The following is a 26,914-nucleotide window of genomic DNA, read 5'->3' on the forward strand; positions in this document are numbered from 1 at the left end:
GAACTGGGCCGCGCCCAACAGCTTCCCCGACTGGGCCTCGCGCATCAGCTTCGACGGCGACCTGCGCCTGCGCGGCGAGTCACGCTACTACGCCGACGGCAACAGCAACGAGATCGTCGATTTCGCCAAGCTCAACGAGAAGGGGCCGTACGACGTCAACCCCAACAGCAGCTCCAGCCTGCCGCCGCTGCTCAACACGCGGGAAGATCGCGACAGCATCCTGCGTCTGCGTGCTCGCTTCGGCCTGAAAGCGCAGCTGGCGGAAAACTGGGTGGCGGGCATCCGCATCGCCACCGGCTCGAACAACAACCCGGTGTCGACCACCCAGAACCTGGGCGGTGGCTTCGGCAAGAAAGACCTCTGGCTCGACCAGGGCTATGTGAGCTGGCGCCCGAGCGAGCGCTTGACCCTGACCGGCGGGCGAATCGCCAACCCGTTCATGTCCACCGACATCCTCTACTCCCACGACCTCAACTTCGACGGCCTGGCGGCAATCTTCGACCAGCCGCTGAACCGCAATCTGAGCCTGTTCGGCACCGTCGGCGCGTTCCCGGTGCAGTACAGCGACGACAGCGCCAGCAGCAACGGTTTCGACAAGGAAGACAGCGAGAACAAGTGGCTGTACGGCGCCCAGCTCGGCGCCAAGTGGGCGATCAACGACCACCACCGGCTCAAGGGCGCCATGGCCTACTACCGTTTCGACGATATCGCGGGCGAACGCTCCAGCCCCTGCGCGCCGTGGAACGGCCAGCCGGGCTGCGACAGTGACGAGACCCGGCCGACCTTCATGCAGAAGGGCAACACCCTGTTCCTGCTGCGCGACATCACGCCGAACCCGGCCAACCCGGCCGCCACGCCGCAGCCGCAGTTCGTGGGGATCGCCTCGGAGTTCGACCTGCTCGACCTGAACCTGGTGTGGGACGCTGACCTGCCCCACGACTTCAAGCTGCGCAGCCAGGCCAACTACATCCACAACCTGGCCTACGACGAGGGCGACATGCGCAAGCGCGCGGCCGGCCAGCTGGCCAACAACGTCGACGAGAACGGCAACATCAAGAGCGGCAGCGATGCCTGGATGTTCCAGTTCACCCTGGGCAACGCCCTGGACATGCGCAAGGCCGGCGACTGGAACCTGTTCGCCGGCTACAAGCGCATCGAGCCCGACGCGCTGCCGGACGGCTTCAACGATTCCAGCTTCCACCTGGGCGGCACCAACGCCAAGGGCTACTTCCTCGGCGGCAACTACGGCCTGGCCGACAACGTCTACGCCACAGCCCGTTGGTTGAGCAGCGAAGCAGTCTACGGCGCGCCGTTTGATATCGATGTGCTACAACTTGAAGTCAACACGCGGTTCTAGGGAAGGAGCACGGGCATGAACAAGGGAGCCTATCGCCGTCGTTGCACCTGGCTGATGCTGGCCCTGGGCGCAAGCCTGGCGGCCTCGGTGTCGGCCGACACCCTCGAGGAGCGCCTGCGCGCCCAACTGCGCAGCACCACCCAGCAATTGCAGGCCCTGCAGAGCGAGCAAGCCCAGGCCAGCGCCGCCCGCCAGGCCGCCGAGCAGCAGCGCGACGCCGCCCAGGCGCAGGTGCGCGAGCTGACCGCGCAGCTGGCCAAGGCGCGCGGCCAGAGCGAACAACTGGCCGGCCAGCAGCAAGCCATGCACAGCCAGGCCCAGGCGCTGGTGGCCAGCAGCAACGAGCAACTGCACAAGTACAAGCAAGCCTACGAAGAGCTGCTGGGCATGGCCCGGGGCAAGGAAGGCGAGCGCGCCGCGCTGCAGGCCCGGCTGAGCGAGCGTGACGGCCAGGTGAGCCAGTGCCAGGCGCGCAACCAGCAGATGTACGGGGTGGCCAAGGAGATGCTGGCCGCCTACGAGAAGGTCGATATCGCCGATGTCGTGAAGATGCGCCAGCCCTTTGCCGGCGGGGCCCGGGTACGTTTCGAGGAGCTGGCCCAGGCCTACGGCGATCGACTCTATGAAAGCCAGTTCGATGCCCCCAAGGGCGTCAACCCGTGACGATTCAACCACCACAAGGAAGGCAAGACATGACCGAAGTCACCCTGATCGAAACCGTGAGCGCCGACTCCCTCACCAAGCTGTTGCAGGACGCCGGCTGCCGGGTCAACCGCAGCGAGCAGAATGCCGTGGTGCAGTTGCTCAGTGCCAGCCAGGGCGTGGGTTATGCCGTACGTTTCGGCAATCGTGCGCAGGGGCAGGAGGGCGAGTTCCTCGATTTCACTTTCAGCTGCGCCCTGCGTATCCAGGGCGAGCTGCCGTCAGGCCTGGCTGAACGCTGGAACGCCTCGCGACGCTTCGCCCGCCTGTCGGTGCAGGGCGAATTCCTGGTGATGGAAAAAGACGTGGTGGTCGCCGACGGCGTCAGCGAGAAGCACCTGCTGGGCAGCCTGCTGCTGTGGGACCGGCTGCTGCAGGAGTTCATCGTCTACCTGCGTGACTACAGCCGCAATGTCGCCGAGCAGACCGGCAGCGAAGCGGTGAGCGCCTCGTGACGGCGCGTGCGCTCTGGGCCGGCGCTGGCGCGCTGGCCCTGGTCGCGGTGGCGATCGCCCTGGCCTTGCGCCCGGGCGATGAGCCGGTGGCGGCGGCGCGCCCGGCGTCGTCGGCCATCCAGGCACCGGTCGACAATGGCCCGACCCTGGCCCGGCTGGGAGAACAGCAGGTTGGCAGCGGCGAGCTCAAGGCGCTGTTCGCCCAGTTGCCCGAGGACGCCCGCGCCAGCCTGCGCGGTGACCGGCCGGCACTGGAAGCCTGGATCCGCGCGCGCCTGGCGGAAAAGGCCCTGTACCAGCAGGCCGAGGCCCAGGGTTGGCTGCAACGCCCGGACATCCAGGCCCAGACCCGTGCCGCCACTGAGCAGATCGTGCTGCGCGACTACCTCGAATCGGTCAGCAAGGTGCCCGACGACTACCCCAGCGAGACAGAACTCAAGCAAGCCTACGAGGCCGGCAAGGCCGGCTTGCAGTTGCCGGCGCGCTACCGCCTAAGCCAGATCTTCCTGCGGGTGGAGAACCCCAGGGACGACGAGGCCGTGCGCAAGCAGGCCCAGGCACTGGCCAAGCAGGCCCAGGCCAGCGACGCCGACTTCGCCGCCCTGGCCCGCGAGCACTCGCAAGATGCCGGCACGGCCGCCAACGGCGGTGACACCGGCTTGCAAGCCTTGGCCCAACTGTTGGCGGAGGTGCGCGGCGTGGTGTCGAGGCTCAAGGTGGGCACCATCAGCGAACCGGTGCAGAGCGCGGCGGGCTACCACATCGTCAAACTGGTCGAGCAGCAACCGGCCCGTGCGGCGACGTTCGACGAGGTTGCGCCGCGCCTGCGCCAATTGCTGCGTGCCCAGCGCCAGGAGCAGGTGGCCAAGGCGTATGTCGAGGGCATGTTCGACAGTGCCACCCTGAGTATCGATGGCGCGGCGTTGAACAAGGTGCTGGAGAGCAGCCACTAGACCCATCATGGAAGAACCGGGCCCGGGCGTCGGGCCCGTGGGAGGCAAGGGATGCCGAACGACCTGTCCCGGGGGCAAGCCCCGGAAACCGCCGTGCCCGTCGTTCGCCCACAGGTGCCGTTGGCCTTGGACGAACAGACCCTGGATTGCTTTGTCATCACCGCCCGTTGCGGCTGCTTCATGCAGGCGGCCCGGCGGCTGAACCTCAAGCCGGTGGCGCTGCGCAAGCGTTTGGCCGTGCTGGAGGCGCGGCTGGGCTATGGCCTGTTCGTCAATCGCAACAACACGCCAGTACTCAGCCAGCAAGGCGAGCGGTTGCTGCTGGCCTTGCAGGCGCGTGAGCCCGATGAGCCTGCGCCGGCGCGCGTGCAGACCATGCCAGTTCGTCTTGCGGTGACCGAGCCGCTGCTTCAGGACTTGCTGGGGCGCAGCCTCATCAACCTGGTGCGCCAACACGCGGGCATGCGTCTTGAAGTGGTCACCCTCGATGGGCGCCAGAGTCCGGGCCAGGAGGTCGACGTGGCGCTTTGGCTGGGTGATCTGCGCGCCCCCGATTTGTTTGAAATGCCTGCCGAGGCGCTGGCCACCCTCGAGTACCTGCCGCACATTGCCAAGCGCTATGTGCGTGAAGCGAATCGTCCGGGCAGCCTGGCGGACCTGCAGGACTACATGCTGGTGCAATGGCAGGGAGAGGAGGGCGTGGCCGCGCTTGCCCAGTGGCAGGCCCTGCTTGCAGGGCGATCCGCGGGGGTGACGTGCATCCAGGGCTACGAGATGTACTGCCAGTTGATCAAGTGCAGCGCCAGCGTTGGCCTGCTGCCGCATTACGCGGGGCATCTGGACCGTGGCTTGCTGGCCTTGCCGGGTTTGTTCCAGGTGCCGATGCGGCGGCGGGTGTGGTTGGCGGTCAACGCCGCCACCGAGGGCGATCCGCTGGTGCAAGTGATGGTCGGGGCGATCCGGGCGGCGTTCGATGAACGCCGGGAGTGGTTCAAGGACGCCGCCATACCCCTGTAGGAGCCAGCCTTGCTGGCGAAGGGGACACCGACAAGGCTGCGCCTTGTTTCGCCAGCAAGGCTGGCTCCTACAGGGGCTGTTCCGCTATCCCGCCTTGCGCAGGGTCAGGTTGATACGCCGTTCACCCAGACGGGGATGCACACCGGGCTTGATCGGCAATACTCCGTGAAAGCGCAAGCGGTCTTCGCCACCCCACACCAGTACATCCCCGTGGTTCAAGGGTATGCGCTGGGTGCGATCACTGCGTTGAAGGCCACCCAGAAGAAACACTGCAGGCAACCCCAGTGAGATCGACACGATCGGCTGCCCATAGTCTTGCTCGTCACGGTCCTGGTGCAGGCTCAGGCGTGTGCCAGGCACGTAGTGGTTGACCAGGCAGGCGTCGGGCACGAAACCTTCGAACCCAGCGACCGCCGCTGCCTGGTTGGCCAGGTTCAGCAAGACCGCTGGCAGGGCAGGCCATGGTTGGCCGGTTTTAGGGTCGGTGGGTGTGTAGCGATAACCGCGTTCGTCGCTGACCCAGCCCAACGCGCCGCAGTTGGTCAGGGCGACCGCCATGCGCTGGCCGCCCGGAGTATGCATGTGGCGAAACGGTGCGGCGCGCAGAATCGGGCGCAGGGCGTCCAGCAGGGGCTCGATGTCCTTCAGGGCGAAACCGGGCAGCAGCACGGTGTGGCTGGCCAGGTGTTGAGGCTGAGGGCCGAACAGGTCGAGGTCGGACTGGATCATGATCAGGAGGATTGGCTGGGTTGGGCGATTGTATAGTGGGTGGTTGTTCTGGGAACAGGCTGTTGACCGCGGCAGGGCCACCAAGTGCCAGTCGCAACCTTTGCAGGGCCTGTGAGATCGAGCGCCGCCCACGCGGCGCCTCGCGGATGAATCCGCGCCTACCTATAGCCTTGTCATGACAAGCCACAGCATGACCAGGTAGGAACCGAGTGCCAGCCCGGTAATAAGGCCGCGGGTCTCGGGGTCGATTACGTTCCTGTGGATCAGCAGTTCAATACCTTCCCAAGCCAGGTACATGAATAACCCGATAGCACCCCATACCAAGGGTGGCATCCGGCCGAAGAGTGAAATGATGGGGTTTTGCTGGTGAGTTGCGTTAGGGAGAAGTTTTACATCGATTTCTCCAGTCAGCACAAAGGCTGCAATGGCGTCCCATTCATCTTCGGTGATCGCGGCTGCGTGCCCACCTTTGACGTATCGAATCTGAAACAAGCTGCTTGGCTGACCCGCCGTGTGGAAGCCATCATGGCCGGCACTCCCAAGGTCTTGCAGTTTGAAGAATTGAAAGAATTTCGGGAAGAAGGCGACTACCCAATCGGAGGTCGCGATGAAGTTCAGTACTTTGGCTACCCGGGGCGGGGTTGAACCTAGTAGGTTTGCCCAGTCATAACCCACTCTCACGACACTGCCGGCAAACACCACGTTGGTAAATTTGCAGCAGGGGTAGAGCTCCAGCGCCTTGGCCACCAGGTAGGTTCCGTTGCTGTGTCCCACAAACGAGAATTTCGCCTTGGGGTAGCGCGCCAGCGCTTCGGTGTACTGGTCCATCAACCACTCGACTTTACTGCGCCGGTACCAAGGAAGGAGGAAGGGAAGCATGGGGAAATACCCATAGCTGGAAGTTTCTGTCGCCCATTCGCATGCACTGTCCCCCGCCAGGTGCTTTACCCTTCTGGCGATTTTTTGAGTCCAGAAACCTTCGTCCCGGATGCCGTGAACGACAAACACGACATTCTTGATAGCCTCATTCGAAGTAAAGAACTGATCATCGGCGGGGGACGCCGCCAGCGCGCGCAGGGCTTCAAGTGGAAGTTTCAAGGCTTGGACCATGACCCTTGTGCGGCCTTGACCGTAATGTGGGTCTTGCAAGCGTATGACGTCTGCGTGGCCGGAGTGGGGGACGTCCAAGTAGATGAAATCCTGGCCTGCGACGAGATCGACGTTGTCCTCCGGGGAAACGAGATCATCTCGAGACCCCAGCAGTTGTATAGTCAGCGCATTGCCTAGACCATCAGACTGTTTGGTAAGCCGCCTTAGCTGGAGCCATTGAATGCGTAGATGGGTGACGAATTCGGCGCCTCGGCGGAACCTGAAAATAAGCGGCCAGCGCCCAGTGATCAGTTTGGTGGCATATCCGGCAACGGTACCCAGTCTCCAGCCCACGGCATGTACGAGACTGAGATGGTGCGAGATCTGCCAACCTCGGTTGGTACCGGCGAGTAGCACGATGCGTTTTACCAGTGGTGCCCAAGCGCGTGCAGGGAGCAGCCCAGGTTCATTCAATGAGCTTGACCCGTGATAGACCGGTTCGAAGGGCCCATCAGGGGTTTCACCACACGCCACCACATAGAGCTTGCGACCAATCAATGCCCCCATGCTGTGCCCAACGATGATGATGGAGGTAATCGGCTTGCCCTCTTGGTTCGCTTGAGCAATGCGCGCGTCAACCAGCAAGAGCAAGTCGCAGACAATCTTGTCTGGATCTGCCAAGGACAAGAGGCTTGCATCAATCTCAGGGCAACAGATCGCGGCGTTCGGCCAAAGCTTCCTAATTTCATCGGAAACCGGTTTGAGACTGGCGGCGTGGTTCAGGTATGCATGGAGCAGAAGAACCATGCACTGCTCTGTCTGGTATTCATCCGTGTGACCATCTGCACCCACGTCCGATTGGTGTACTGGGCCTACGCTGTTGGTCAGTGTGCTTTCGCTTTTGTCAGTCATTCCGGCACCTCCTTTTTTCCAACTGCTCGCGGTTCAGAAGCCCTCTCGGAATCATGATCAAGCCCTTTTGGGACGTTCGAGGACCCCAACCGCCACCACGCTTGCTGAGCGCCTGAACGGAGCAAATTGCCGCCGTTCAGGCCTGCGCGGCGGGTTCGGATCGTGATCGAATGATCCCAGAGGCATACTTCGTCCACTCTGAGGTAGAGAGCGTTTGCGGCAAACCTGGAGCAACCGATCTAAATAATAGCGGTCGATTTCCGACAGGCATGAGATCGAGCGCCGCCCGCGCGGCGCATCGCGGATAAATCCGCTCCTACCTCGGTTGCAACGTGCCGCACCTGTGACCTGCCGTGACGCGTCCAAACCAGGGGAACAACCATGGCCTATCGGTCATGGCCACGTTGCAACAAGCGTAGGAGCGGATTTATCCGCGATGCGCCGCGCGGGCGGCGCTCGATTTGATAGGCGCTGCACCTCTCCCGTCGTACACCTCGAAGCCTCGCAAAATTCGGCAAGGCCAGGGACCAAGGCCAGCCATTCTTCATTTTCGAAAAATGGCTGCGGTCAGTTGCACCTTGGGGTTGCCCAAGGAAAAAACCACAGCACCAGGAAGCCCCGGCACTGTGGTTCAAGGGAAGCGGATCACTGCTGCGTAACAGTCGCCATGTTGGTATTGCCGAACTGGGTAATGGTCGCCGTCTGACTGGCCCCGCTCTGGTCGACAAACGCCTGGTTGCCATTGCCGCCCTGGGTCACATAGGCGACATTGACCCCGTCGGCCTGCTTGACGGTAGCCTGGTTGCCACTGCCATAAAGCTGGTAGGTGAAGCTCTGGTTGCCACTGCCCGACTGATCCAGGGTCACGCTGCCGCCATTGCCGGCCGCCACGCCCTCGGCATGGTTGCCGCTGCCCCGCTGGTCGGCGATCAGCAGGTTGTCACTGCCGTTCTGTTCGAAGTACAGCTCGTTGTTGCTGTCGGCCTGCTTGGTCTCCATCTGGTTGCGGTTGCCGTTCTGGTTCAACCGGGCCAGCTGGCTGCTGCCTTTCTGCTCGAAGTTGACACTGTTGCCGTTGCCAGCCTGGTTGACCACCGCCCGTTGGCTGTCACCGAACTGCCCGCCGGACTTGTCGCCCTTCCAGTTGCTGGCCAGGATCTTGTTGCCGTTGCCGGTCGTATTGATGCTCAGGCTGTGGTTGTCGCCGGTCTGGTAGGTGAAGTGCAGGTTGTTGTTGCCGGTCTGGCTGATGCTGGTCACCGACTGGTTGCTCTCGAACTGGTCCGACCAGCTGGCGTTGGCGCGCCCGTTCTGATTCAGGCTGGCACTATTGCCCTGGCCGAAGCTCTGGTCGATGTAGCCCTCGTTGAGCTGCCCGGTCTGGTAGACGTTGGCCTGGCTGGCGGCCTGGTTGTCCTGCCACACCTCCACCGAGTGACCGGTGCCGTGCTGGCTGATACCAATGGTGCCGCCCAGGCCGTCGCGCTGGTCGCCGTAGGCCCAGTTCTGCTTGCCGTCCTGGTAGATGGCGATATCGCCGTTGTTGTGGGTCAGGTGCTCGGCGGCAGCCTGGTTGTCGCTGCCGGCCTGCATGACCAGGCTCTTGTTGTTGCTGCCGCCGAACAACTGCTCGACAGTGGCATCGTTGCGCTGGCCCGACTGCAGGGTGGTGGCCTGGCTGCCCAGCTGGGTGTCCTGCCAGATGATCGAGTGATTGCCCGTGCCGTCCTGCACCTGCAGGGCCTGGTTGTTCTCGCCCACCGACTGGCTGGCGAAAGCGTCGTTGAGGGTGCCGCCGGCCTGCTGGGTGATCTGGCTGCCATTCTCGAACAACTGCTCGGCGTAGCCGGCGTTGAACGCGCCGCTGGCACCCTGCTGGATATGGCTGGTGCTGCTGTCCTGCACCGCCATGTGGTTGTGGTCGTGGCCGGTCTGGTCCTGGGTGGCCGAAGCGAACGGCGCCAGGGTCTGTTTCACTTCGGCGATGTGCTTGTTGCCCTGCTGGTTCTGGGTCGAGCTGCTGTCGGCGGCCATGGCCTGGCCGGCCAGGGCCAGGACAATGGCGGCGCTCAGGGGGGCGAGCTTGTTCATGGTGGTGCCTCCAGGTCTGCTAACGGTACTGGGTGATGTGGATTTGCTGGCCATTGCCGGCCTGGGTCACGCTGCTGTTCAGCCCCGTGCCGCGCTGGTCGATGGTGGCGCTGTTCTGGTTGCCGATCTGTTCGATGGCGGCGCTGTTGCCGCTGCCGTTCTGGCGGATCGTTGCGTTGTTGCCATAGCCCTGCTGGCTGATCGTGGCCATCAGGTCGCTGCCTTCCTGCAGGATGTAGGCTTCCTGCGCGCCCCCGGCCTGGACGATGCGGCCCAGCAGGGCCTGGCCGTTCTGGTCGAGGGCGGCGCGGTTGCCGTTGCCCTGTTGCTCAATCACCGCCGCCTGGCCGCTGCCCACTGGCAGCAAACGCACCAGCAGCGGCTCGCCGAGGTCGTTGCCGGCCGCGAGGTCGGCGTTGTCCATCAGGTCGTCTGCGTGTGCCTGGCCGACGAGGGCCAGGCACAGCAGCAACAGGGGCAGGCGTGGCATGGCGTTCTCCCTGGCCTATTGCACGGTCACGTTGACGGTGCGCGTGGTGCCCTGGCTGGAGGTCACCGTCGCCGTCGGGTTGGCGGTCGGGATCGCCGTGGTGCTGTTGCTCACCGCCAGGCGCCAGCGGCCGGTCACCGGCACGGTGGTGGTGCCCAGGGTCTGCACGCCGGTGGTGGTGGTCACCCGTACCGTGATGGTGTTGCCGGTGGTCACCGACGAAGTGCCGCTGATGTCCCAGTTGTAGCGGTTGTTCGAGCGCGCCGTGACCGTGGCCGCGGTGACCGCGAAGGTCTCCTGGGCAGGCCGTGGCGACACCTGCACGGTGACCGTGCCGGGGCTGGACAACGCGCCGAGGGCATCCCGGGCGACGTAGCTGAAGCTGGTGGTGAATGCCGCGGTGACCGTGGCTGGTGGCGTGTAGGTGATCACGCTGCCGTCGGTACTGACCGTGCCGCGGCCGGCCGGGGTCGGTTGGGTGACGCTGGCGATGGCCAGCGGCAGGTTGCCTTCCGGGTCGGTGTCGTTGGCCAGGGCATTGATGGTCAGTGGCACGCCGAGGGTGGCGGCGCTGTCGGCCACGGCGCTCGGCGGCTGGTTGGGCGCCACGTTGACGGTCACCGTGGCCGGGGTCGACTTCAGGCCCTTGGCGTCCATGGCACGGTAGCTGAAGGTGGCTACCAGCGGCGCGGTGGCGCCGGGCGGTGGGGTATAGGTCACCGCGGTGGTGCCGTTGAGCACCACGCCACCCAGGCCGGTACCGGGTTGGGTGAGGTCGCTGATGCTCAGCGGCACGTTGCCGTCCGGGTCGCTGTCGTTGGCCAGCAGGTTGAGGGTGATGGGCACCCCAACGCTGGTGGCGCCGCTGTCGGCCTGGGCCACGGGTGGCTGGTTGGCGGCCTGCACCGGGGCGTTGCCGACCACCACCACCGGTTCGACGTCCATGCCGCCATGGGCGGACTTGACGGTGATGCTGGCCGGCGGTTGGGCCAGGTCGTTGACTGTCAGGCTCTGCTGCACGCCGGACTTGGACATGCGGCCGAAGCCCTGAACCAGCAGGTCGGGCACCAGCACTTCGTCGCTGGAGCGGGCCTCGATCAGCAACCGTTTGTTGGCCCAGTCGTAGCGTGCGTTGGTCACCCGCACGACATCACTGAGTTTGCTCGACAGTGCCGTCGGCTGTGTGGTGCCGGTGGGATCGCTGGCCGTGACCACCACTACCGACGGCGGTAGCGCCTGGCTCAGCTGTTGGCTGAAGAACAACCCGTTGTTGTCGGCGAGCAAGCTGAACTGGCACGGCGAAGGTGGCGAGCCGACCAGCGCAAGGCCGTTGCGCAGGCACAGGCTGGCATTGTTCGGCGCCTTGGCGAACACCTCGACGCGGGTACCGGCGCCATTGCGTTGGTAGGTGGCGCGCTCGAGTTGCACCGGGGTCTGCTGGCGGGCATCGAGGACCTTGCCGGAGACCGTGAAGACGTTGGTCTGGATGGATCCGGCCGGCCCCTGGATGCGCACGAAATTGGTGTTGTTCGGGCTGCCGGTCACCGCTTCGGTGATGTTCGGGTCGCCGATGAAGGTCTCGGTGGCGCCGGTGTCGGGGTTGACCGCCGTGTAAGGGCCGCCGACCCCGCGCAGGAATGGGCCGAGGTTGCCGCTCAGCGCGCCGCTGAAGTTGCCGGGGGCGCCGATGCCGATGTCGCGGGTGATGTTGATGGCGCGGCGGCCCACCTGGTTGGCGGCGACGGTGACGGTCTCCACGCCGTAGGGGTGGGTGACGGTGTAGGTACCGGCTTGCGGCACCGAGGCGCGGATGCGGATCCGGGCGAAGCTCTGCTGGTCGCCATCGACCGGGTTTTCGGCGGCGAAGGCCGCTTCCAGGCCGGCGACATAGACTTCCAGTTCATAGCCGCTGTTGCCTACCGCCGGGATCTCGGTCTCGGCGAGGAACCAGAACATCTCCGGCGGCCAGTTGTCGGGGAACACCAGCGGCAGGGCATCGTCGTAGACGCCGGGCTCGGGCAACAGGGTGCACAGGTAGGCCGGCGCCCCGGGCGCGCCCGGCGCGCGGGTGCTGGTGGCGCGTGACTGGCACAACTCCAGCGACAGGTTGGTGGCGTCCTTGTACCACATGGGGTAGCCCCCGGTGGCAAAGGTGTAGGGGCCCGGGTCGACCTCGGTCAGCGCGGCCCAGGCCGCGCCACTGACGGTGAGGGTGAAACCGGCGGCGCACAGCGCCCGGCGTGACCAGATGTTCATGCTGCCTCCCAGGAATCTGTTCATGGCACCAGCACCACGTCTTCGCTGTCGCTGCCGCCGTTGGCGCTGGTGACCTGCACCTTGGCCGGCGGGATGGGCGACAGCCCGGTGGTCAGGGTCTTAACCGCGCCATTGCCGCTCAAGCTGCCGATCAGCGTGCCGTTGCCGGTACGGGCGGTGAGCGCGGGCGGGCTGGTCTCGTCGCTGCTGCTGGCGACCAGGGTCAGCTGGCCGCTGGCCAGGCTGTATTCGGCGCGGCTGATCACCACCAGGTCGGTCAGCGGCATCGGCGCCGTGGTTGGCGTGCTGTTGGCGATGGCCAGGCTGTTGTCGGCAGTCACCTGCAAGGTCAGCGGCAAGGTCGGGTTGAGCACCGACTGGCCGTACCAGGCGCCGGTGCCGTTGGCTTCACCCAAGGGCAGTGCCGGGTTCTGGCTCGAGAGTGTCACCGTGGCCGGCGCCGGGGGCGCCAACACGAACACGTCCTGCTGGGCACGCAGGTCGCCATTCACGGTGTGCCGCGAATAGGTGCTGCGCTGCGGGATCAGCGGGGTGGGGCGGGTGACCGTGGACAGCTTGCCGGACACCGCGAACAGCTCGGTGCGCAGGTCGAGGCCGTTGGGGCCCTCGATACGCACGAAGTTGGTGTTGAACGGGCTGCCGGTGACCGGCTCCGACAGGTTCGGGTCGCCGACGAAGCGCTCGCTGGCCCCGTTGCTGGGGTTGGTCTCGGTGTAGGGGCCGTTGACGCTGCGCAGGAACGGCCCGATATCGCCTTTGAGCGCGCCGGTATGGTCACCCGGCGAGCCGATGCCGATATCGCGGGTCATGTTGATCGCCCGGCGCCCCGGGGTCTGCACATCGAACACCTCCACGCCATAGGGGTGGGTGACCACGTAGGTGCCGGCCACCGGCACATCGACGCGGATGCGCACCCGGGCGAAGCTGACCTGGTCGCCATCCACCGGCTCCTCGGCGCTGAACGCCGCCTCGATGGCCGAGACATAGCCCAGGTCGATGCCGCGGGCGGCGTCGACGAGCGCGGCGTCGGCGGTGAACCAGAACGCTTCGTCGGGGAAGTTGCTGGGGAAGACGATGGGCTGGGTGTCGTCGAACACCCCGGGGGTGGGCAGCAGCGTGCACATGTACGACGGCGCGCCGGGGGCACCGGCCACCCGCGAGCTCACGGCCTTGGACAGGCACAGGTCGAGGGTGCGGCCATGGCTGTCCTGGAACCAGGCCGGGAACTTGCCGTTGGGCAGGGTGTAGGGCCCGCTGTCGACCGCGTACAGCGCAGCCTGGGCCGGGAGCTGGAGCAGGCCGGCGAAGATCGCCACGGCCAGCGGATGGGGTTTGGGTCGGTGCATGACTCGCTTCCTCCTGCGAACGGGCCCAGGGGATGGGGCGTCTGGGGAGTGATCGGCAACAGTTGTGCCAGGTTTTGAACGGGTCTTTCTGGAGGCTCTGGGGCAGGGGTTTCAGCGACCTGTTGAATGGCCGTGGCAGGTATTGCAGGTGGGCGGGTAGACCCAGCATTGGGGAATGGGGCAAGGCGTACGCGGGGGAGTGTGTGAGGGCGGCAAGTGTCCGGCAATGGATTTCCTGCGTCCATGAGATCGAGCGCCGCTCGCGCGGCGCATCGCGGATGAATCCGCTCCTACAGTCTCATGCAGCGGATCAATTCAGCGCTTGTTGCTCCTGGGTCGGGATGGCGTAGGACACGTAATAGGCCAGGCCCACGAAGATCGCGCCGCCCACCGCATTGCCCAGGAACACCGCCACCAGGTTCTGCACCAGTTGGCCCCAGCTCAGGTACCCCGCGAAGATCGCCGCCGGAATCAGGAACATGTTCGCCACCACGTGCTGGAAGCCGATGGCGACGAAGGCCATGATCGGGAACCAGATCCCGAGGATCTTGCCGCTGACTTCGCGGCTGGCGTACGACAGCCACACCGCCAGGCACACCAGCCAGTTGCAGCCGATACCGGAAATGAAAGCATGCAGGAAGTCGGCGCTGACCTTGCTGGTCGCCGCCGCGAGGGTCTTGCTCAGGTAGGGCCCTTCGGCGAGCCCCAGCAGGTGCCCGAAGCAATAGGCCACGAACAACGCGCCCAGCAGGTTGGCCAGGGTCACCAGCAGCCAGTTGCGGGCGACCGCGCCGAGGCGAATACGCCCGGCGAACATCGCCAGCGGCAGGCTCATCATGTTGCCGGTCAACAGTTCACCGCCTGCCAGGATCACCAGGATCAGGCCGATGGGGAACACGGCGGCGCCCAGCAGGTTGCCGAACGACGCCCAGGGTGCCGGAATCATCGTGCTGACGTGGATCGCCAGCAGGAACCCGAGGGAAATGAACGCACCCGCCAGGAACCCCAGGATCAGGGTCGCGCGGGTGGGGAGGTGGGCCTTCTTGGCACCGGCTTCGATGACCAGTTCGGTGATCTGGGAGGGGGCATTGACAGACATTTCAACAACTCGGACGCAGGGACACAGGCACGGTCGATGGGGAGGCCGTGGGTCGTATTTATAGGGGGCAGGAACAGCTCAGGTACGGGCAGGCGGACTTGGCGGTAACTTCAGCAAGCGTCGCTCATTATCTGGGGCAATTTGACGCAGTCAAATCGATAGGCTGGATCGACCGATAGATGTCATCTATGAGGGCATTGTTCGAGAATAAACTGTGCTATACCACACAGGCCGTGATGTTATTCCGCTCATTGTCTTGCCGGCAATAACATGACTTCACATGAGCCTGTATTAAAAGGTGCGCATTATATGGACGACAACGCAACAGAGCCCCAGGCGGTCGACAGCCCGATCACCCGTAGCGCGATCTTCCTGGTGGCAACGCTCAACCCCGGTGATGACAGCCGTGACCGCGTGCGGGGGCTGTGTGGCGCTATCGCCGCCCTGGTGCGTTCCGTTGGCAAGCGCGTGCCGTCAGGCAATCTTTCCTGCGTCATCGGTTTTGCCGACAGGGTATGGGAAGGGCTGTTCGGGCTCCCGAAACCCGCTGGCTTGCACGGTTTCCGGGAGTTTGGCGAGGGCGAGCGCGTTGCCGTCGCCACACCAGGCGATCTGCTGTTGCACATTCGCGCCGAACATATGGACCTGTGTTTCGAACTGGCGTCGCAGCTGGTCAAGCGCCTGGGATCGGCGGTAACCGTGGTCGATGAGGTCCAGGGTTTTCGCTATTTCGACATGCGCAGCATCATCGGCTTCGTCGATGGCACCGAGAACCCGGGGCCGCGGGAAGTGGAAACGTTCACCCTGGTCGGCAATGAAGACCCTGAATTTACGGGCGGCAGTTATGTACTGGTGCAGAAGTACCTGCATGACATGGCGGGCTGGGAGAAGTTGTCCACCACCGAGCAGGAACTCATTATCGGCCGTACCAAGTTGTCCGATATCGAATTGGACGATGATGTGAAGCCCAGTTGTTCACACAGTTCGCTGACCACCCTCGAAGAGGGCGGCAAAGAGATCAAGATACTGCGCGACAACATGCCATTCGGCCGCCCGGGCGCCGGTGAGTTCGGCACTTATTTCATCGGTTACGCCCGTTCGCCCGCGCCGATCGAGCAGATGCTGGAGAACATGTTCGTCGGCAAGCCACCGGGCAACTATGACCGCTTGCTCGACTACAGCCGTGCGGTCACGGGTGGCTTGTTCTTCGTGCCATCGGTGGATTTTCTCGAGCGGTTCGGCGAGTAGGGGCGAGCAACGTCCGCCCCAAGTCTTTCAGCCGCGGATGAACGCCAGCAGGTCGGCGTTGATCACGTCGGCATTGGTGGTGGGCATCCCATGGGGGAAGCCGGCGTAGGTTTTCAGCGTGCCGTTGGGCAGCAGCTTGGCGGACAGTGGTCCCGAGTTCTCGTAAGGCACGATCTGGTCGTCGTCACCGTGCATCACCAGCACCGGGATCGTCACTTTCTTCAGGCTTTCGGTGAAGTCGGTCTGGGAGAAGGCGACGATGCCGTCGTAGTGGGCGATGGCGCAGCCCATCATGCCCTGGCGCCACCAGTTGAGCACCACACCCTGGTCCGCCTTGGCGCCCGGGCGGTTGTAGCCGTAGAACGGGCCGGCCGGGATGTCGTGGTAGAACTGCGCCCGGTTGGCCTTGAGCTGGGCTTGCAGGCCATCGAACACCGACTTGTCGAGCCCGCCCGGGTTGCTGGCGGTTTTCACCATGATCGGCGGGACGGCGCTGATGATGGCAGCTTTCTTGACCGGGTCCTCGGTGTGCCGGGCAATGTAGTGGATGACCTCGCCGCCACCGGTCGAGTGCCCCACATGGATGGCGCCTTGCACGCCCAGGTGCTGTACCACCGCTGCCACGTCATCGGCATAGTGGTCCATGTCGTGGCCGTTCCACACCTGGCTGGAGCGCCCGTGCCCACGGCGGTCATGGGCGACGACCCGATACCCGTGGGCCAGGAAGAACAGCATCTGCGCATCCCAGTCGTCGGCGCTCAACGGCCAGCCGTGGTGGAAGAAGATGACCTGGGCATCGCGGGGGCCCCAGTCTTTGTAGAAGATCTCGACACCTTCTTTTGTCGTGACGTATCCCATTTCGCTTCTCCTGTTCGAGGTCTGCGGACTACACATGTGGTGCGGGGCCACTTGGCCACGACGCCACTGTAGGATTAAAGTGCGCTTTAAGGTCAACGCGTTTTCAAGGTGCCTGATGAGAATAGGAGAGCTTGCAAAAATTACCGGTCTTGCCCCTTCGCGGATTCGTTTCTACGAAGCCAGCGGGCTGATTCGGACCGTCGGGCGCAAGGCCAATGGCTACCGTGATTACACCGACGATGCCGTCTGGGTGCTGGAGATGATCACCAGCGCCCAGGCGGCGGGCTTTTCCCTGGAAGAGATCCGCCAACTGCTGCCGGTGAACGCCAGCGGCTGGCAGCATGGCGAGCTGCTCGACGGGCTCAAGCGCAAGGTCGAGGAGATCGACCTGTTGCAGCAGCGCCTGGCACGCAACAAGGAGCAATTGCTGCTGGTGATCGACGGCATCGAGAGCAAGCCCGAAGGCATGCAATGCGTGGACAACACCCAGCGGGTGCTGGACCGCTTGCGCGAGGACATCGCCGCGAGCAAGGCCGGTGGCGGCAACTGACCCGGCGCCTCAGTCGTCCTTGCCCAGCAATGCCAGCGGCTTGGGCGCGTAGAGCGCGCTCTGGAACGCTGGCACGTATTCGTACTTGACCATCTTGCCCAGGTCCAGCGAGCGGATGTAGGTCGACAGACTGCCATCGCCCAGTTGCATCTGCACTGAATCCGCGCGCGTGCTGGTGGCATGGCGGGTCTGCCGGGACGTGGCGTAGCCGTAGGTCAGCTGACCGTCATGGTCGAGGTTGGTGAAGCTGTTGGTCACCATGCCGACGTCGTTGGACACATCGTCGAGCTTGTTCGCCTTGAATACCACATCCACCTGGCCGGTCTGGCTGTCGACGATGTCGTAGGTCACCGTGCCGGCGTCTTCATGGCGGTCGATGCCCGTCAGCCATTTCGGCAGGTTGTAGCCGACCACGCCACGCACGCGGGCCAGCTCGGTGTTCACCGGCAGCTTCAGCACATAGCCCCAGAAGTCCTTCGACATCGATTGCCCGATCAAGGTGATGGGGCCGAGGTTCGCCTTGCCCGGTTGGTTGGTGATGATCGACAGGGCGACCTCGTTGTAGCTGTCGTTGTCGCAGTAGTCATAGGTGTAGGCGGTGAACGCCACCAGGCCGCGCCCTGGCCAGACCTGCAGCGGCTGCACCTGCTCCAGCACCTTGGCCGGTATAAGGGCGCGCAGGCGCTCGAGGTCGGCGGTGTACACCGCGGTGACCCGGCTGTTGCGGTAGTAGAAGTTCGGCGAGTAGGACGCGAAGCCGATATCGACCTTGGTCTTGGGCAAGGTCTTGAACCAGCTCAGGTCCAGCTCCGGTGCCTGCGCCTGGATCACCGACAGGGGCGGGTTGGAGCGGTAACGGTCGTACAGCCCGCCCTTGAGCACGGGCACCGGGTGGCCGGCGATATCGATCACCGTGGTGGCGGCTGTGTCCGCCAGTGCGCTGCCCGCGCAGGGCGCCAAGAGTACGCCAGCCATTGCCGCAAGTGTTGCAAGTTTCACAGTTCGAGCTCTCCAGGGTTGAATGCAGGGCCACCCTAACGTTCAACTCAACTTTAATGTCAAGCGTCGATTCAACGTGCCGCTTTGCACTTGACCTTGAAGTTGACTTGAAGGCTAACGTCAGAGGTACCGATCACCCGCAGGAACTGCTCCATGACCAAGCGCATCGTGCATGTCGTCACCAACGTCGCCCATTACACCGACCCGAACGAACCGACCGGGCTGTGGCTGGGGGAACTCACCCATGCCTGGCAGGTGTTCGCGGCCAAGGGCTACGAACAACGCCTGGTCAGCCCGAAGGGCGGCAAGTCGCCCCTGGAACCGCGCTCGCTGAAATGGCCATTGCTCGACGGCACGGGCAAGGCCTGGTTGAACGACCCGGCCAGCATGGCGCTGCTGGACCACACCGCCAGCCCTGAAGACCTGGTAGCGGCCGATTTCGATGCCATCTACTTCACGGGTGGCCATGCCGTGATGTGGGACTTTCCGGATGATCCAGGCTTGCAGCGCCTGACTCGGGAGATCTACGAACAAGGTGGCATCGTTTCTTCGGTGTGCCATGGCTACTGTGGATTGCTCAATACGCGGCTATCCGACGGCAACCTGTTGGTCAAGGGGCGGCGCCTGACCGGCTATGCCTGGCTCGAGGAGGTGCTGGCAGGCGTCGCAGGCAAGGTGCCCTACAACGCCGAGGCGTTGATGCGCGAACGCGGCGCACGCTACGAGAAGGCGCTATTGCCGTTCACGTCCAAGGTGGTGGTGGACGGGCGTCTGGTCACCGGGCAGAACCCGCAGTCGGCCAAGGCCACGGCGCAGCAGGTGGCGGCGATGCTTTAGCGGGATGAGCGCCGCTTGCGCGCCGCATCGCGGATGAATCCGCTCCTACAGGCGACACAACTTCTCTGTAGGAGCGGATTCATCCGCGATGCGGCCTCTCCATATAGCTGAAACGAATATCCATAGCCATAAAAGTTACCAATCGAACTGATACGGAGTATCAATTTAGCGATCACAGCCTACTTCCTTACCCTCTGTCAGGCGCACCAAAGACGCCTGATAGAGCCATAAGGAGTAGATTCATGATCCCTTCCCTCAACCTGTTCCAGCCCGGCCGCCTGCTGGTAGCGGCCAGCCTCGCCGCCAGCCTGCTGTCGATGTCCGTGCAGGCCGCCACCCTGACCCGCGACAATGGCGCCCCGGTGGGTGACAACCAGAACTCGCAGACCGCCGGCCCCAACGGTTCGGTGCTGTTGCAGGACGTGCAACTGCTGCAGAAGCTGCAGCGTTTTGACCGCGAACGCATTCCGGAACGCGTGGTGCATGCCCGCGGCACCGGTGCCCACGGCCAGTTCACCGCCAGCGCCGACATCAGCGACCTGAGCATGGCCAAGGTATTCCGCCCCGGCGAGAAGACCCCGGTGTTCGTGCGCTTCTCCGCGGTGGTGCATGGCAACCACTCCCCCGAGACCCTGCGCGACCCACGCGGCTTCGCCACCAAGTTCTATACCGCCGACGGCAATTGGGACCTGGTCGGCAACAACTTCCCGACCTTCTTCATCCGTGACGCAATCAAGTTCCCGGACATGGTCCATGCCTTCAAGCCCGACCCGCGCAGCAACCTCGACGATGACTCGCGTCGCTTCGACTTCTTCTCCCATGTGCCCGAGGCCACCCGCACCCTGACCTTGCTGTACTCCAATGAGGGTACCCCGGCCAGCTACCGCGAGATGGACGGCAACAGCGTGCACGCCTACAAGCTGGTGAACGCCAAGGGCGAGACGCACTACGTGAAGTTCCACTGGAAGAGCCTGCAAGGGCAAAAGAACCTCGACCCGAAACAGGTCGAGCAAGTCCAGGGCCGCGACTACAGCCACATGACCCACGACCTGGTCAGCGCGATCGGCAAGGGCAACTTCCCGAAATGGGACCTGTACATCCAGGTGCTCAAGCCTGAAGAGCTGGCCAACTTCGACTTCGACCCGCTGGACGCCACCAAGATCTGGCCCGACGTCCCCGAGCGCAAGATCGGCCAGATGGTGCTCGACCGCAACGTCGACAACTTCTTCCAGGAGACCGAGCAGGTGGCCATGGCGCCGTCGAACCTAGTGCCGGGTATCGAGCCGTCCGAGGACCGCTTGCTGCAAGGCCGCCTGTTCGCCTACGCCGACACCCAGATGTACCGGGTCGGCGCCAATGGCCTGAGCCTGCCGGTCAACCGCCCGCGCGCCGAGGTCAACAGCATCAACCAGGACGGCGCGATGAACGCCGGCCACACCGACAGTGGCGTGAACTATCAGCCGAGCCGCCGCCAGCCGCGGGATGAGCAGGCCAGCGCGCGCTACGTGTCGACCCCGCTCAGTGGCAGCACCCAGCAGGCGAAGATCCAGCGCGAGCAGAACTTCAAGCAGACCGGCGAGCTGTTCCGCTCCTACGGCAAGAAGGACCAGACCGACTTGATCAACAGCCTGGGCGCTGCGCTGGCGACTGCGGACGAGGAGAGCCGCTACATCATGCTGTCGTTCTTCTACAAGGCCGACAGCGATTACGGCACCGGCCTGGCCAAGGTGGCCAAGGCGGACTTGAAACGGGTCCAGCAGTTGGCGGCGAAGCTGCAGGACTGATGACTCACGAGCAGGGGCCTCTGTAGGAGCGGCTTCAGCCGCGATGCAGGCGACGCGGTGTCTGATACCCGCTTCGCGGGTGATCGCGGCAGCAGCCGCTCCGACAGAGGCCGCGCCAAATCAATCAGTTGTGTTCTATTGCATTGGAGGACGCCACCATGCGGGCATGGTTTCTTGCGGCTCTGGTCGGGCTGACGACGATGACTGCTCTGGCGGATGCGCAGGACATGGCCGTCGAGCAACGCGTGCGCGACTACTTTTTCGACGCGTCGCGACGCGGCGACCAGGCCATGCTGCAGGCATTCATCGAGGCCGGGTTCGACCTGAATGTGCGTGATGCGAAGGGCTACACCGGCCTGATCCTGGCGGCCTATCACGGCCAGGGTGAAACCGTTGAGCAACTGCTGGCGGCGGGTGCCGACCCTTGCGTGCAGGATCTGCGCGGCAACACGGCGCTGATGGGGGCTATCTTCAAGGGCGAGGTGGGTATCGCCCGGCGCCTGATCGACGCCCCCTGCAACCCCGACCAGCACAATGCCTCCGGGCAGACGGCGGCGATGTACGCCGCGCTGTTCCGGCGCACCGAGGTGCTGCAGGCCCTGGAGGCGCGGGGCGCAGACCTCGACGCACGGGATGCCATGGGCAACACCGTGGGTAGCCTGCAACGAGGCGAGGTGAAGGGCATGCCTGCGTCACCTTGAAATCCCGCCGTTACAGGTGCAGAATTCGCGTAATTACATGGTACGTACCATGGTACGAAACTTCAGGAGCGAACATGGCCAGGACCGGGATCGACAAGGCAGCAGTGCAGCGTGCGCGGCAGTTGCTGATTGCCCGGGGCGAGCATCCGAGTATCGATGCTGTACGTATCGAATTGGGCAATACAGGGTCGAAAACCACGATTCATCGTTATCTCAAAGAGCTGGAGCCAGTGAGCCTCAACGGCATGACCAGCCTCAGCGAACCGTTGGGCAAGTTGGTGGAGCAACTGGCGGCACAGTTGCAGGAGGAGGGTCAGGCACGCATCGATGCCGTCCAGGCAGAGGTGGACAACCAGCGCCGGGTGCTGGAGTCGCAACTGCAGCTGGCCCGGCAGGCCTTGGGTGAACTGCAGGTGCGCCTGACGGACAAGGAAGAACAGGTCCGCTCATTGGAAGCAAAGCACCGCCAGGCCCATGAAGACATCGAGCATTTGCGTGCCAGCAACCGAGAGCAACGGGAACAGGACCAGCGCCGCCATGAGACCCAGGTTCGCCAGTTGCAGGGGCAGTTGCAGACCGTTCAGTTGGGCATGACCGCTCGCCAGGAAGAACTGACCCGACTGCACCGTGACAACGAGCGACTGCAAGCCGAGCAACGCCAGGCGCAGTCGGAGCGCAAGGTGATGGGTGAGCAGCTGGAACAGCGCGATGCCCAGGTGCAGGGCTTGCGCGCCATCCTTGGCCAGGCCCAGGGCGCCAGCGAAGAGATACGCCGGCAACTGGAGGCGGAGCGTCAACGCTGTGCCGAGCAGGACAGGCAGCTGGCGCGGCTAGGGGCGGGCACTCATCCGTAGGCTGCTGCTTCGCAGGTATCGAACCGACGCCGTACCTGTAGGAGCCGGCTTTGCCGGCGAACATCGGGAAAACCGGGAAAGCCGGTGCCAGATACCGCGGCGCCTGCTTCGCGGGTAAACCCGCTCCTACAGGGACCGTGCCAACCGTGGATTCGCTCCTACCGCCAGACTACTCAGGCCTTGCCCTGGTCGATCTGTCCAGCTCATAGTTGGCCAGTACCGGCCCTTCGTCCGACGAGACGAACAACCCAGCCGCCGCCGACAACACGAAGTAGCCGTGGGCAATGCGCTTAAGGCCAGGGCCGTCGATGATTGGCGTCGGAACATCAATCATTGACGGCCTTGCCTCAAGCAAGGGAAGGGTAAGCGCTGTGTGCAGGCTTCCCGCCTTTTTTACTTTTTACGCTGGTCGTATTGAGCTATGACATGCCTTCCTTTCGCCACAGCTTGCGCCGTCCGGCGAACATGGCTGTCCAATGAGCTCCTTCTGAGGTAAGGGCGGTGGCCAACATGTATCTCCATGGGAAGACCTTCATCCAGGCTCCGACGCCTGCCTAAAGGATCTACCCACATGCTCATTTGTATAGGCCTGCCATTCCGGTTGAAAGAGTCGCTGACTCGCTCGACATATTCATTGAGCGTTGTTTCGACTTGACTCAGGTCTGCAGAAAACCTTCTGGCCACCTGCTCTTTGCTGGTATTTTTTGCTTCTATTAATTTCTTGGTGGCTTTGTAAACCGATGTGATTGGCACAGAGCCCGGCACGGCGGTACCGACCGCAGCTTCCGCAGCGGTATCGATAAGTGTATTTCCAGCCTTGTCGATTCCCTTGTGAGTTAGAAATTCTGCGTTCGCGAACTTCTTTATCCCAGCCTTGACCTTTGACCACAAATGATGCGTTTCCTTCTCTAGCGCTTTGCTCATGTCAGTGTCTGGAACAGGCTTGTACGGAGGCGCCAATGCTTTAAGAGTTTCTTTGGCCGCCATGCCGGCAACGAAGGCGCCGGGGCCGAGAAATGGGGTTGTCACAACCGTAGTCAGTGCTGAAGCCGTACCACCCACGACCTCTACTGCGACCATCGATGTGGCGCTGTAAATCACTGTGGTTGTCTTGGACTGCAAGAAATTAGCGACTTCTTCAGTGGTCTCATTGATTATTCTAGGGGCCGCTTCTATGGCAGCGTATGTGTGGTAAACCTCCTCTCGGCTACGTTTTCGCAATTGAGCTTCGGTTGTTTTATTTTCGGATGGCTGTCCTGTCGGTGACAGCCCATCGGTATCGTATAACGTCGCGGGATTATTTCGGACCATGCGATACAGGTTCAGCCCATCCACCGTTCCCGCCGGGTCTGGGCTCAGCCATCGTCCCAGCCAGGGCTGGTAATAGCGATAGCCGTAGTAATACAACCCCGTCGCATCCCGTTCCTTGCCGGAATAGCGCACGGTCTTGTACTTCGCCTCCACTGCGTTATGCGGCATCCATACTGCTACCTCGCCGTAAGGGTAGTACTCTTCCTGACTGATAATCTGGGCGTTTTTATCCAGCTCAAGCCCGACACTGCCGATCAGGTCGGTATAGCTATAGCGTATCGAGTCGTTAGACATCCCAGTCGGCAGGCCGGTCTCCCAGTGCAGCACCCTTACCTGCGCACTCCCGGCGGCGCCGACGATGATTTCGTGCCGCGACGATTCCACGGTCGTATGGTTGTATTCAATGCGCAGTTCCAGACCTGGCAGGTAGAGCACGTGGCTGTGGTGCACGGTCCCGGAGGTCAGGTCCGAGCGGCGCTTGAGCACACGCTGGCTGTTGGCGTCGTAGCGGTAGGTTTCCTCATCGGCGGCCAGGCTGTCACGGGCAATCAGCACGGCCCGCGCCAATTCTCCCCGGCTGGACCATTCCAGCAACTGGGCCGCCTGCAACTGGCGTTGATTGCCCGCAGCGTCGAAGTACGCATCGACCTGTGCCGGGTCTTCGGTCACGTCCTTGGACACGGCGCGGTTGCTGCGGTCGGACACTGTCAGTTCGATCTTGTAGCTGTTGGCGTCGGCGTTATGGTTGACGCCGGTCAGGTTGCCGCCACGGTCATAGTGGTAGTGGCGAACATAGTTGACGAGGGTACCGTCGTCGGAGGGGAGCGGGAGGGTGGTTGAGCGTTGCTTCGGCGGGCGGTTGGCGATGTCGAGCAGTTCGCGGCCGGTGGCGCTGGCCAGTTGGTAGAGGGTGTCGTAGGTGTAATGGTGCTCGGGGTCGACCTTCTGGTTGCGGTAGAAGCGTGACGCCTGCGCGTCATTGTGCAGGTGGATCACATTGCCCACCGGGTCGTAGGCGTAGCGCAGGTCTTGCAGGCGTTTCCTATCGGTTGGCCGCTCGGCCAGGATATGAAGGAGGCGCTGGGTACGCGGTTCATAGGTGAAGGTGGTGAGCACGCCATTGCCGTGCTCTTCGCGCAGCTTCTGCCCGGCGGCCGAGTACGTGACGGAGGCGAGGATGGCTTGCTCGGTGCCCCCTTTGAGGGTCAGCCAGCTGTTGGCCAGTTGCCCGGCAATATCGTAGGCCAGACGCTGCTTGTGCCCGCCTGCATCGGTTTGTTTGAGCATCGTGCCGGTGGCATCGGCGTGAGCGAGGGTGGTGTAGGTTTCCGGCGCAAGCAGGCGCTCCCACGCCGCCTCATCCGCCCCTTGCCAGTCAGCTTCGCCGTCGACGGCGAGCAGTTGGCGGGTCAAGGACAGCTGCAGGCCGGTCAGTGCAACACCTTCGGTCTCCAGGCGGCCAGCGGTATCGTAATGACGAACAGGCAGACCGGCCAGGTTATGGTCCTTGCTGGCTTGGTCGGAGCCGGCCCAGGCGAAGCGCTCGGCGATGCGAGGCGTTGCTCCGGTGAAGCCCTCGATGACACGCAACGGCCGCCCCGCGAGTGGGGCCGATTCGTAGTGATGATAGCGAGCGACATCATTGGCGCCGAGATGCATCAGCGGGCGCCCGGCAATGTCGTTCAGCGCAAGGGAGCGGCCGGCGTCGACACTGTCGGTGCGCAGCGTCTCACCGGCCATGGACAGGTGATAGGTGAAGTTGGGGGCGGGTAGACGTGGGTCGATGCTTTCGACGGGATGGCCGAACGCATCGAACCGGTGGCGGGTGATGCGTTCGTCGATGCCAGCGGGTGTATCCGGATGGCGGTGGTAGACGATCTGGCGCACGGCCAGGCCGCGGTTGTCGCGGACCGCCACCGTCGGTGTTCCGTGATGCAATGAGTGACCTGAGTTTTTCATCCTGTTCTCCTTGACCATGCCGCAGAAATATCGGCATGCCGGTAAAGGTTAGTCGAGACCAGATATGCCCCCCTGTAGATATCGGCTTGCCGGCGAACATTTCAGATCACGAAGAACCCGTGCACCCCAACCGCGCCACCAACCCGCAGATGAACCCGCTCCTGTAGGAGCGGCTTTAGCCGCGATGCGCCGCGCGAGCGGCGCTCGATCCGACAGGCGCTGCTGCTCGCCCGGGCAACACCTTGAAGCGCGTGGGTACCGGGCCCGGCCATGCCGGGCATCGCCAGCAAGGCTGGCTCCTACAGCTGGGTCAGGCGCGATGGTCGAAGAAATGGCCCATCAGCTTCAACAGCGGCCTGCGGCGATTCTTCCTGGAAAAGTCCCACTCATTGAGCTGCGATGCCGCCGGGCTGCCGTCCTGTTCGTGCAGCATCCGGTGTGCCTCGGGCAACCGGTACCAAGGTACCGAGGGGAAGGCGTGGTGCACGATATGCAGGTTGAAGTTGAGGATCACGAAGCGCGACCACACCGGCACACTCTTGCAATCGTGCGACACACGATCCTGTTCCCAGAACTGTAGGCGCTCGCCATCTTTCGCCAGCAACGGAGCCTCGGCATGGTGGGGCAGATTGACCAGTTCCACGATCAGGGCCAGGAACAGCCAGATGATCAGGTAGAACAGCGCCAGGTCCGCCAGGTGACCAAAGGCCCAGGCTACGGCCGCCACCGCCGCGTAACCCACCAGGTACAGGCGGGCGAAACGAATCTCCTTGAGGATGCGCGGCGAGTCGTCGCCCTGGGCCCGGGCAATGAACGGCGCACGCCAGTTCAGCAGGAAATGGTTGACGGCGATCATCGGCAGCCAGTGCTTCCACATGAACTCCAGGGTGCGCTCCTGCTTCTTGGTCATGACCGCGAACCGCTCGATCATCCCGCGGTTCTCCGGGTCGTTGAGCGGGTGCGCGGTCCAGGTGTGGTGGGCCATGTGAAAGCGCCGACGGACCAGGAACGGCAGGGCGATCAACCAGCCGTTGAAGTGGCCGATGATGTCGTTGAGTCGACGATTGTCCGAGGTCGCGCCATGCAGCGCTTCATGCAGGATCAGGTACAACTGCACGGTGGCCAGGCCCGCGACCAGCAGGCCCAGAATCTGCAGCACGGTGGATTCACTCAGCCAGAAGTTCCACGCCAGCACCAGCAACAACAGGTCGGCGACCCACAGCATCACGGTCCAGGGTTCCTTCGCGCCGTCGGGGATCTGCTTGCGTACGACGAGCCATTGGTCTTTCGTCATTG

The 26,914-nt window shown here is 63.6% G+C and carries 23 protein-coding genes; 11 read left to right on the plus strand and 12 right to left on the minus strand.

Features of this window, described 5'->3' with window-relative positions; translation table 11 throughout:
• From P5705_RS01520 to P5705_RS01540, 5 genes are all read left to right on the plus strand, one after another.
• Positions 1-1,357, plus strand: a 1,357-nt coding sequence (locus P5705_RS01520) for a putative porin (RefSeq protein WP_277459206.1), incomplete at its 5' end; no start/stop codon positions are given.
• A gap of 15 nt (positions 1,358-1,372) precedes the next feature.
• Positions 1,373-2,020 (plus strand): DNA repair protein, encoded by a 648-nt coding sequence (locus P5705_RS01525; protein WP_431196911.1) that lies wholly within the window; start codon positions 1,373-1,375, stop codon positions 2,018-2,020.
• A 29-nt stretch (positions 2,021-2,049) separates the two neighbouring features.
• Positions 2,050-2,514 (plus strand): YbjN domain-containing protein, encoded by a 465-nt coding sequence (locus P5705_RS01530; protein WP_277459207.1) that lies wholly within the window; start codon positions 2,050-2,052, stop codon positions 2,512-2,514.
• Positions 2,511-3,467: a peptidylprolyl isomerase gene (locus tag P5705_RS01535; protein ID WP_277459208.1), complete on the plus strand. Its 957-nt coding sequence runs from the start codon at positions 2,511-2,513 to the stop codon at positions 3,465-3,467. The genes P5705_RS01530 and P5705_RS01535 overlap by 4 nt, the downstream gene beginning before the upstream one ends.
• A 51-nt stretch (positions 3,468-3,518) precedes the next feature.
• A complete protein-coding gene (locus P5705_RS01540; protein WP_277459209.1) occupies positions 3,519-4,484 on the plus strand; it encodes a LysR family transcriptional regulator in 966 nt (321 codons plus the stop codon).
• An 84-nt stretch (positions 4,485-4,568) separates the two neighbouring features.
• Here the strand turns inward: P5705_RS01540 and alkB are convergent, their stop codons facing one another.
• The 7 genes from alkB to P5705_RS01575 all read right to left on the minus strand — a co-directional run bounded on the left by alkB (position 4,569) and on the right by P5705_RS01575 (position 14,517).
• A complete protein-coding gene (alkB, locus tag P5705_RS01545; protein ID WP_277459210.1) occupies positions 4,569-5,213 on the minus strand; it encodes a DNA oxidative demethylase AlkB in 645 nt (214 codons plus the stop codon).
• A gap of 162 nt (positions 5,214-5,375) precedes the next feature.
• Positions 5,376-7,214, minus strand: coding sequence for an alpha/beta hydrolase (locus P5705_RS01550; RefSeq protein WP_277459212.1), 1,839 nt, complete (start codon positions 7,212-7,214; stop codon positions 5,376-5,378).
• A gap of 645 nt (positions 7,215-7,859) precedes the next feature.
• The gene (locus P5705_RS01555) at positions 7,860-9,305 is read right to left on the minus strand and encodes a curlin (protein ID WP_277459214.1); all 1,446 of its coding nucleotides are present in this window, start codon (positions 9,303-9,305) and stop codon (positions 7,860-7,862) included.
• Between the two features lie 19 nt (positions 9,306-9,324).
• A complete protein-coding gene (locus tag P5705_RS01560) occupies positions 9,325-9,795 on the minus strand; it encodes a curlin (RefSeq protein WP_277459216.1) in 471 nt (156 codons plus the stop codon).
• A 15-nt stretch (positions 9,796-9,810) separates the two neighbouring features.
• Positions 9,811-12,051 (minus strand): Ig-like domain-containing protein, encoded by a 2,241-nt coding sequence (locus P5705_RS01565; RefSeq protein ID WP_277459372.1) that lies wholly within the window; start codon positions 12,049-12,051, stop codon positions 9,811-9,813.
• 20 nt (positions 12,052-12,071) lie between these two features.
• On the minus strand, positions 12,072-13,418 hold the full coding sequence (locus P5705_RS01570; protein ID WP_277459217.1) for a hypothetical protein: 1,347 nt from the start codon (positions 13,416-13,418) through the stop codon (positions 12,072-12,074).
• A 310-nt stretch (positions 13,419-13,728) separates the two neighbouring features.
• Positions 13,729-14,517, minus strand: coding sequence for a formate/nitrite transporter family protein (locus tag P5705_RS01575; RefSeq protein ID WP_277459218.1), 789 nt, complete (start codon positions 14,515-14,517; stop codon positions 13,729-13,731).
• 309 nt (positions 14,518-14,826) lie between these two features.
• Here P5705_RS01575 and P5705_RS01580 point away from each other — a divergent pair, with 309 nt between their 5' ends.
• Positions 14,827-15,765 (plus strand): Dyp-type peroxidase, encoded by a 939-nt coding sequence (locus P5705_RS01580; RefSeq protein WP_277459219.1) that lies wholly within the window; start codon positions 14,827-14,829, stop codon positions 15,763-15,765.
• A 27-nt stretch (positions 15,766-15,792) separates the two neighbouring features.
• Here the strand turns inward: P5705_RS01580 and P5705_RS01585 are convergent, their stop codons facing one another.
• A complete protein-coding gene (locus P5705_RS01585) occupies positions 15,793-16,623 on the minus strand; it encodes an alpha/beta fold hydrolase (RefSeq protein WP_277459220.1) in 831 nt (276 codons plus the stop codon).
• 115 nt (positions 16,624-16,738) lie between these two features.
• Between P5705_RS01585 and P5705_RS01590 the strand changes: the two genes are divergently transcribed.
• Positions 16,739-17,173, plus strand: a complete 435-nt coding sequence (locus tag P5705_RS01590) for a MerR family transcriptional regulator (RefSeq protein ID WP_240062831.1) — start codon at positions 16,739-16,741, stop codon at positions 17,171-17,173.
• Between the two features lie 9 nt (positions 17,174-17,182).
• Here the strand turns inward: P5705_RS01590 and P5705_RS01595 are convergent, their stop codons facing one another.
• Positions 17,183-18,148 carry an acetoacetate decarboxylase (ADC) gene (locus P5705_RS01595; protein ID WP_277459221.1) on the minus strand — a complete coding sequence of 322 codons (966 nt, stop codon included), beginning with the start codon at positions 18,146-18,148 and terminating at the stop codon, positions 17,183-17,185.
• Positions 18,149-18,325: 177 nt separating this feature from the next.
• Here P5705_RS01595 and P5705_RS01600 point away from each other — a divergent pair, with 177 nt between their 5' ends.
• From P5705_RS01600 to P5705_RS01615, 4 genes are all read left to right on the plus strand, one after another.
• Entirely contained in the window at positions 18,326-19,009 is a 684-nt protein-coding gene (locus tag P5705_RS01600; RefSeq protein WP_277459223.1) for a type 1 glutamine amidotransferase domain-containing protein, read from the plus strand.
• A 242-nt stretch (positions 19,010-19,251) separates the two neighbouring features.
• Entirely contained in the window at positions 19,252-20,793 is a 1,542-nt protein-coding gene (gene katB, locus P5705_RS01605; protein WP_277459224.1) for a catalase KatB, read from the plus strand.
• Positions 20,794-20,951: 158 nt separating this feature from the next.
• A complete protein-coding gene (locus P5705_RS01610) occupies positions 20,952-21,494 on the plus strand; it encodes an ankyrin repeat domain-containing protein (RefSeq protein ID WP_431196912.1) in 543 nt (180 codons plus the stop codon).
• A gap of 74 nt (positions 21,495-21,568) precedes the next feature.
• Positions 21,569-22,348, plus strand: a complete 780-nt coding sequence (locus P5705_RS01615; protein ID WP_277459227.1) for a DNA-binding protein — start codon at positions 21,569-21,571, stop codon at positions 22,346-22,348.
• A 169-nt stretch (positions 22,349-22,517) separates the two neighbouring features.
• Here P5705_RS01615 and P5705_RS01620 read toward each other — a convergent pair whose 3' ends face one another.
• The 3 genes from P5705_RS01620 to P5705_RS01630 all read right to left on the minus strand — a co-directional run bounded on the left by P5705_RS01620 (position 22,518) and on the right by P5705_RS01630 (position 26,912).
• Entirely contained in the window at positions 22,518-22,682 is a 165-nt protein-coding gene (locus P5705_RS01620) for a hypothetical protein (protein ID WP_277459229.1), read from the minus strand.
• 59 nt (positions 22,683-22,741) lie between these two features.
• Positions 22,742-25,618 (minus strand): RHS repeat-associated core domain-containing protein, encoded by a 2,877-nt coding sequence (locus P5705_RS01625; protein ID WP_277459231.1) that lies wholly within the window; start codon positions 25,616-25,618, stop codon positions 22,742-22,744.
• Positions 25,619-25,928: 310 nt separating this feature from the next.
• Positions 25,929-26,912 carry a fatty acid desaturase family protein gene (locus P5705_RS01630; protein WP_277459232.1) on the minus strand — a complete coding sequence of 328 codons (984 nt, stop codon included), beginning with the start codon at positions 26,910-26,912 and terminating at the stop codon, positions 25,929-25,931.
• Positions 26,913-26,914: the final 2 nt, after the last annotated feature.

Origin of the sequence: Pseudomonas entomophila (assembly GCF_029478665.1) — a bacterium.
GTDB lineage: Bacteria > Pseudomonadota > Gammaproteobacteria > Pseudomonadales > Pseudomonadaceae > Aquipseudomonas > Aquipseudomonas entomophila_F.

What these genes read in the sequence shown, in the direction of transcription:
- P5705_RS01525 (WP_431196911.1), top strand. Translation starts at nt 1,373, where the DNA reads ATGAACAAGGGAGCCTATCGCCGTCGTTGCACCTGGCTGATGCTGGCC.
- P5705_RS01530 (WP_277459207.1), top strand. Translation starts at nt 2,050, where the DNA reads ATGACCGAAGTCACCCTGATCGAAACCGTGAGCGCCGACTCCCTCACC.
- P5705_RS01540 (WP_277459209.1), top strand. Translation starts at nt 3,519, where the DNA reads ATGCCGAACGACCTGTCCCGGGGGCAAGCCCCGGAAACCGCCGTGCCC.
- alkB (WP_277459210.1), bottom strand. Translation starts at nt 5,213, where the DNA reads ATGATCCAGTCCGACCTCGACCTGTTCGGCCCTCAGCCTCAACACCTG.
- P5705_RS01550 (WP_277459212.1), bottom strand. Translation starts at nt 7,214, where the DNA reads ATGACTGACAAAAGCGAAAGCACACTGACCAACAGCGTAGGCCCAGTA.
- P5705_RS01555 (WP_277459214.1), bottom strand. Translation starts at nt 9,305, where the DNA reads ATGAACAAGCTCGCCCCCCTGAGCGCCGCCATTGTCCTGGCCCTGGCC.
- P5705_RS01560 (WP_277459216.1), bottom strand. Translation starts at nt 9,795, where the DNA reads ATGCCACGCCTGCCCCTGTTGCTGCTGTGCCTGGCCCTCGTCGGCCAG.
- P5705_RS01565 (WP_277459372.1), bottom strand. Translation starts at nt 12,051, where the DNA reads ATGAACATCTGGTCACGCCGGGCGCTGTGCGCCGCCGGTTTCACCCTC.
- P5705_RS01570 (WP_277459217.1), bottom strand. Translation starts at nt 13,418, where the DNA reads ATGCACCGACCCAAACCCCATCCGCTGGCCGTGGCGATCTTCGCCGGC.
- P5705_RS01575 (WP_277459218.1), bottom strand. Translation starts at nt 14,517, where the DNA reads ATGTCTGTCAATGCCCCCTCCCAGATCACCGAACTGGTCATCGAAGCC.
- P5705_RS01580 (WP_277459219.1), top strand. Translation starts at nt 14,827, where the DNA reads ATGGACGACAACGCAACAGAGCCCCAGGCGGTCGACAGCCCGATCACC.
- P5705_RS01585 (WP_277459220.1), bottom strand. Translation starts at nt 16,623, where the DNA reads ATGGGATACGTCACGACAAAAGAAGGTGTCGAGATCTTCTACAAAGAC.
- P5705_RS01590 (WP_240062831.1), top strand. Translation starts at nt 16,739, where the DNA reads ATGAGAATAGGAGAGCTTGCAAAAATTACCGGTCTTGCCCCTTCGCGG.
- P5705_RS01595 (WP_277459221.1), bottom strand. Translation starts at nt 18,148, where the DNA reads ATGGCTGGCGTACTCTTGGCGCCCTGCGCGGGCAGCGCACTGGCGGAC.
- P5705_RS01600 (WP_277459223.1), top strand. Translation starts at nt 18,326, where the DNA reads ATGACCAAGCGCATCGTGCATGTCGTCACCAACGTCGCCCATTACACC.
- katB (WP_277459224.1), top strand. Translation starts at nt 19,252, where the DNA reads ATGATCCCTTCCCTCAACCTGTTCCAGCCCGGCCGCCTGCTGGTAGCG.
- P5705_RS01610 (WP_431196912.1), top strand. Translation starts at nt 20,952, where the DNA reads ATGCGGGCATGGTTTCTTGCGGCTCTGGTCGGGCTGACGACGATGACT.
- P5705_RS01615 (WP_277459227.1), top strand. Translation starts at nt 21,569, where the DNA reads ATGGCCAGGACCGGGATCGACAAGGCAGCAGTGCAGCGTGCGCGGCAG.
- P5705_RS01620 (WP_277459229.1), bottom strand. Translation starts at nt 22,682, where the DNA reads ATGATTGATGTTCCGACGCCAATCATCGACGGCCCTGGCCTTAAGCGC.
- P5705_RS01625 (WP_277459231.1), bottom strand. Translation starts at nt 25,618, where the DNA reads ATGAAAAACTCAGGTCACTCATTGCATCACGGAACACCGACGGTGGCG.
- P5705_RS01630 (WP_277459232.1), bottom strand. Translation starts at nt 26,912, where the DNA reads ATGACGAAAGACCAATGGCTCGTCGTACGCAAGCAGATCCCCGACGGC.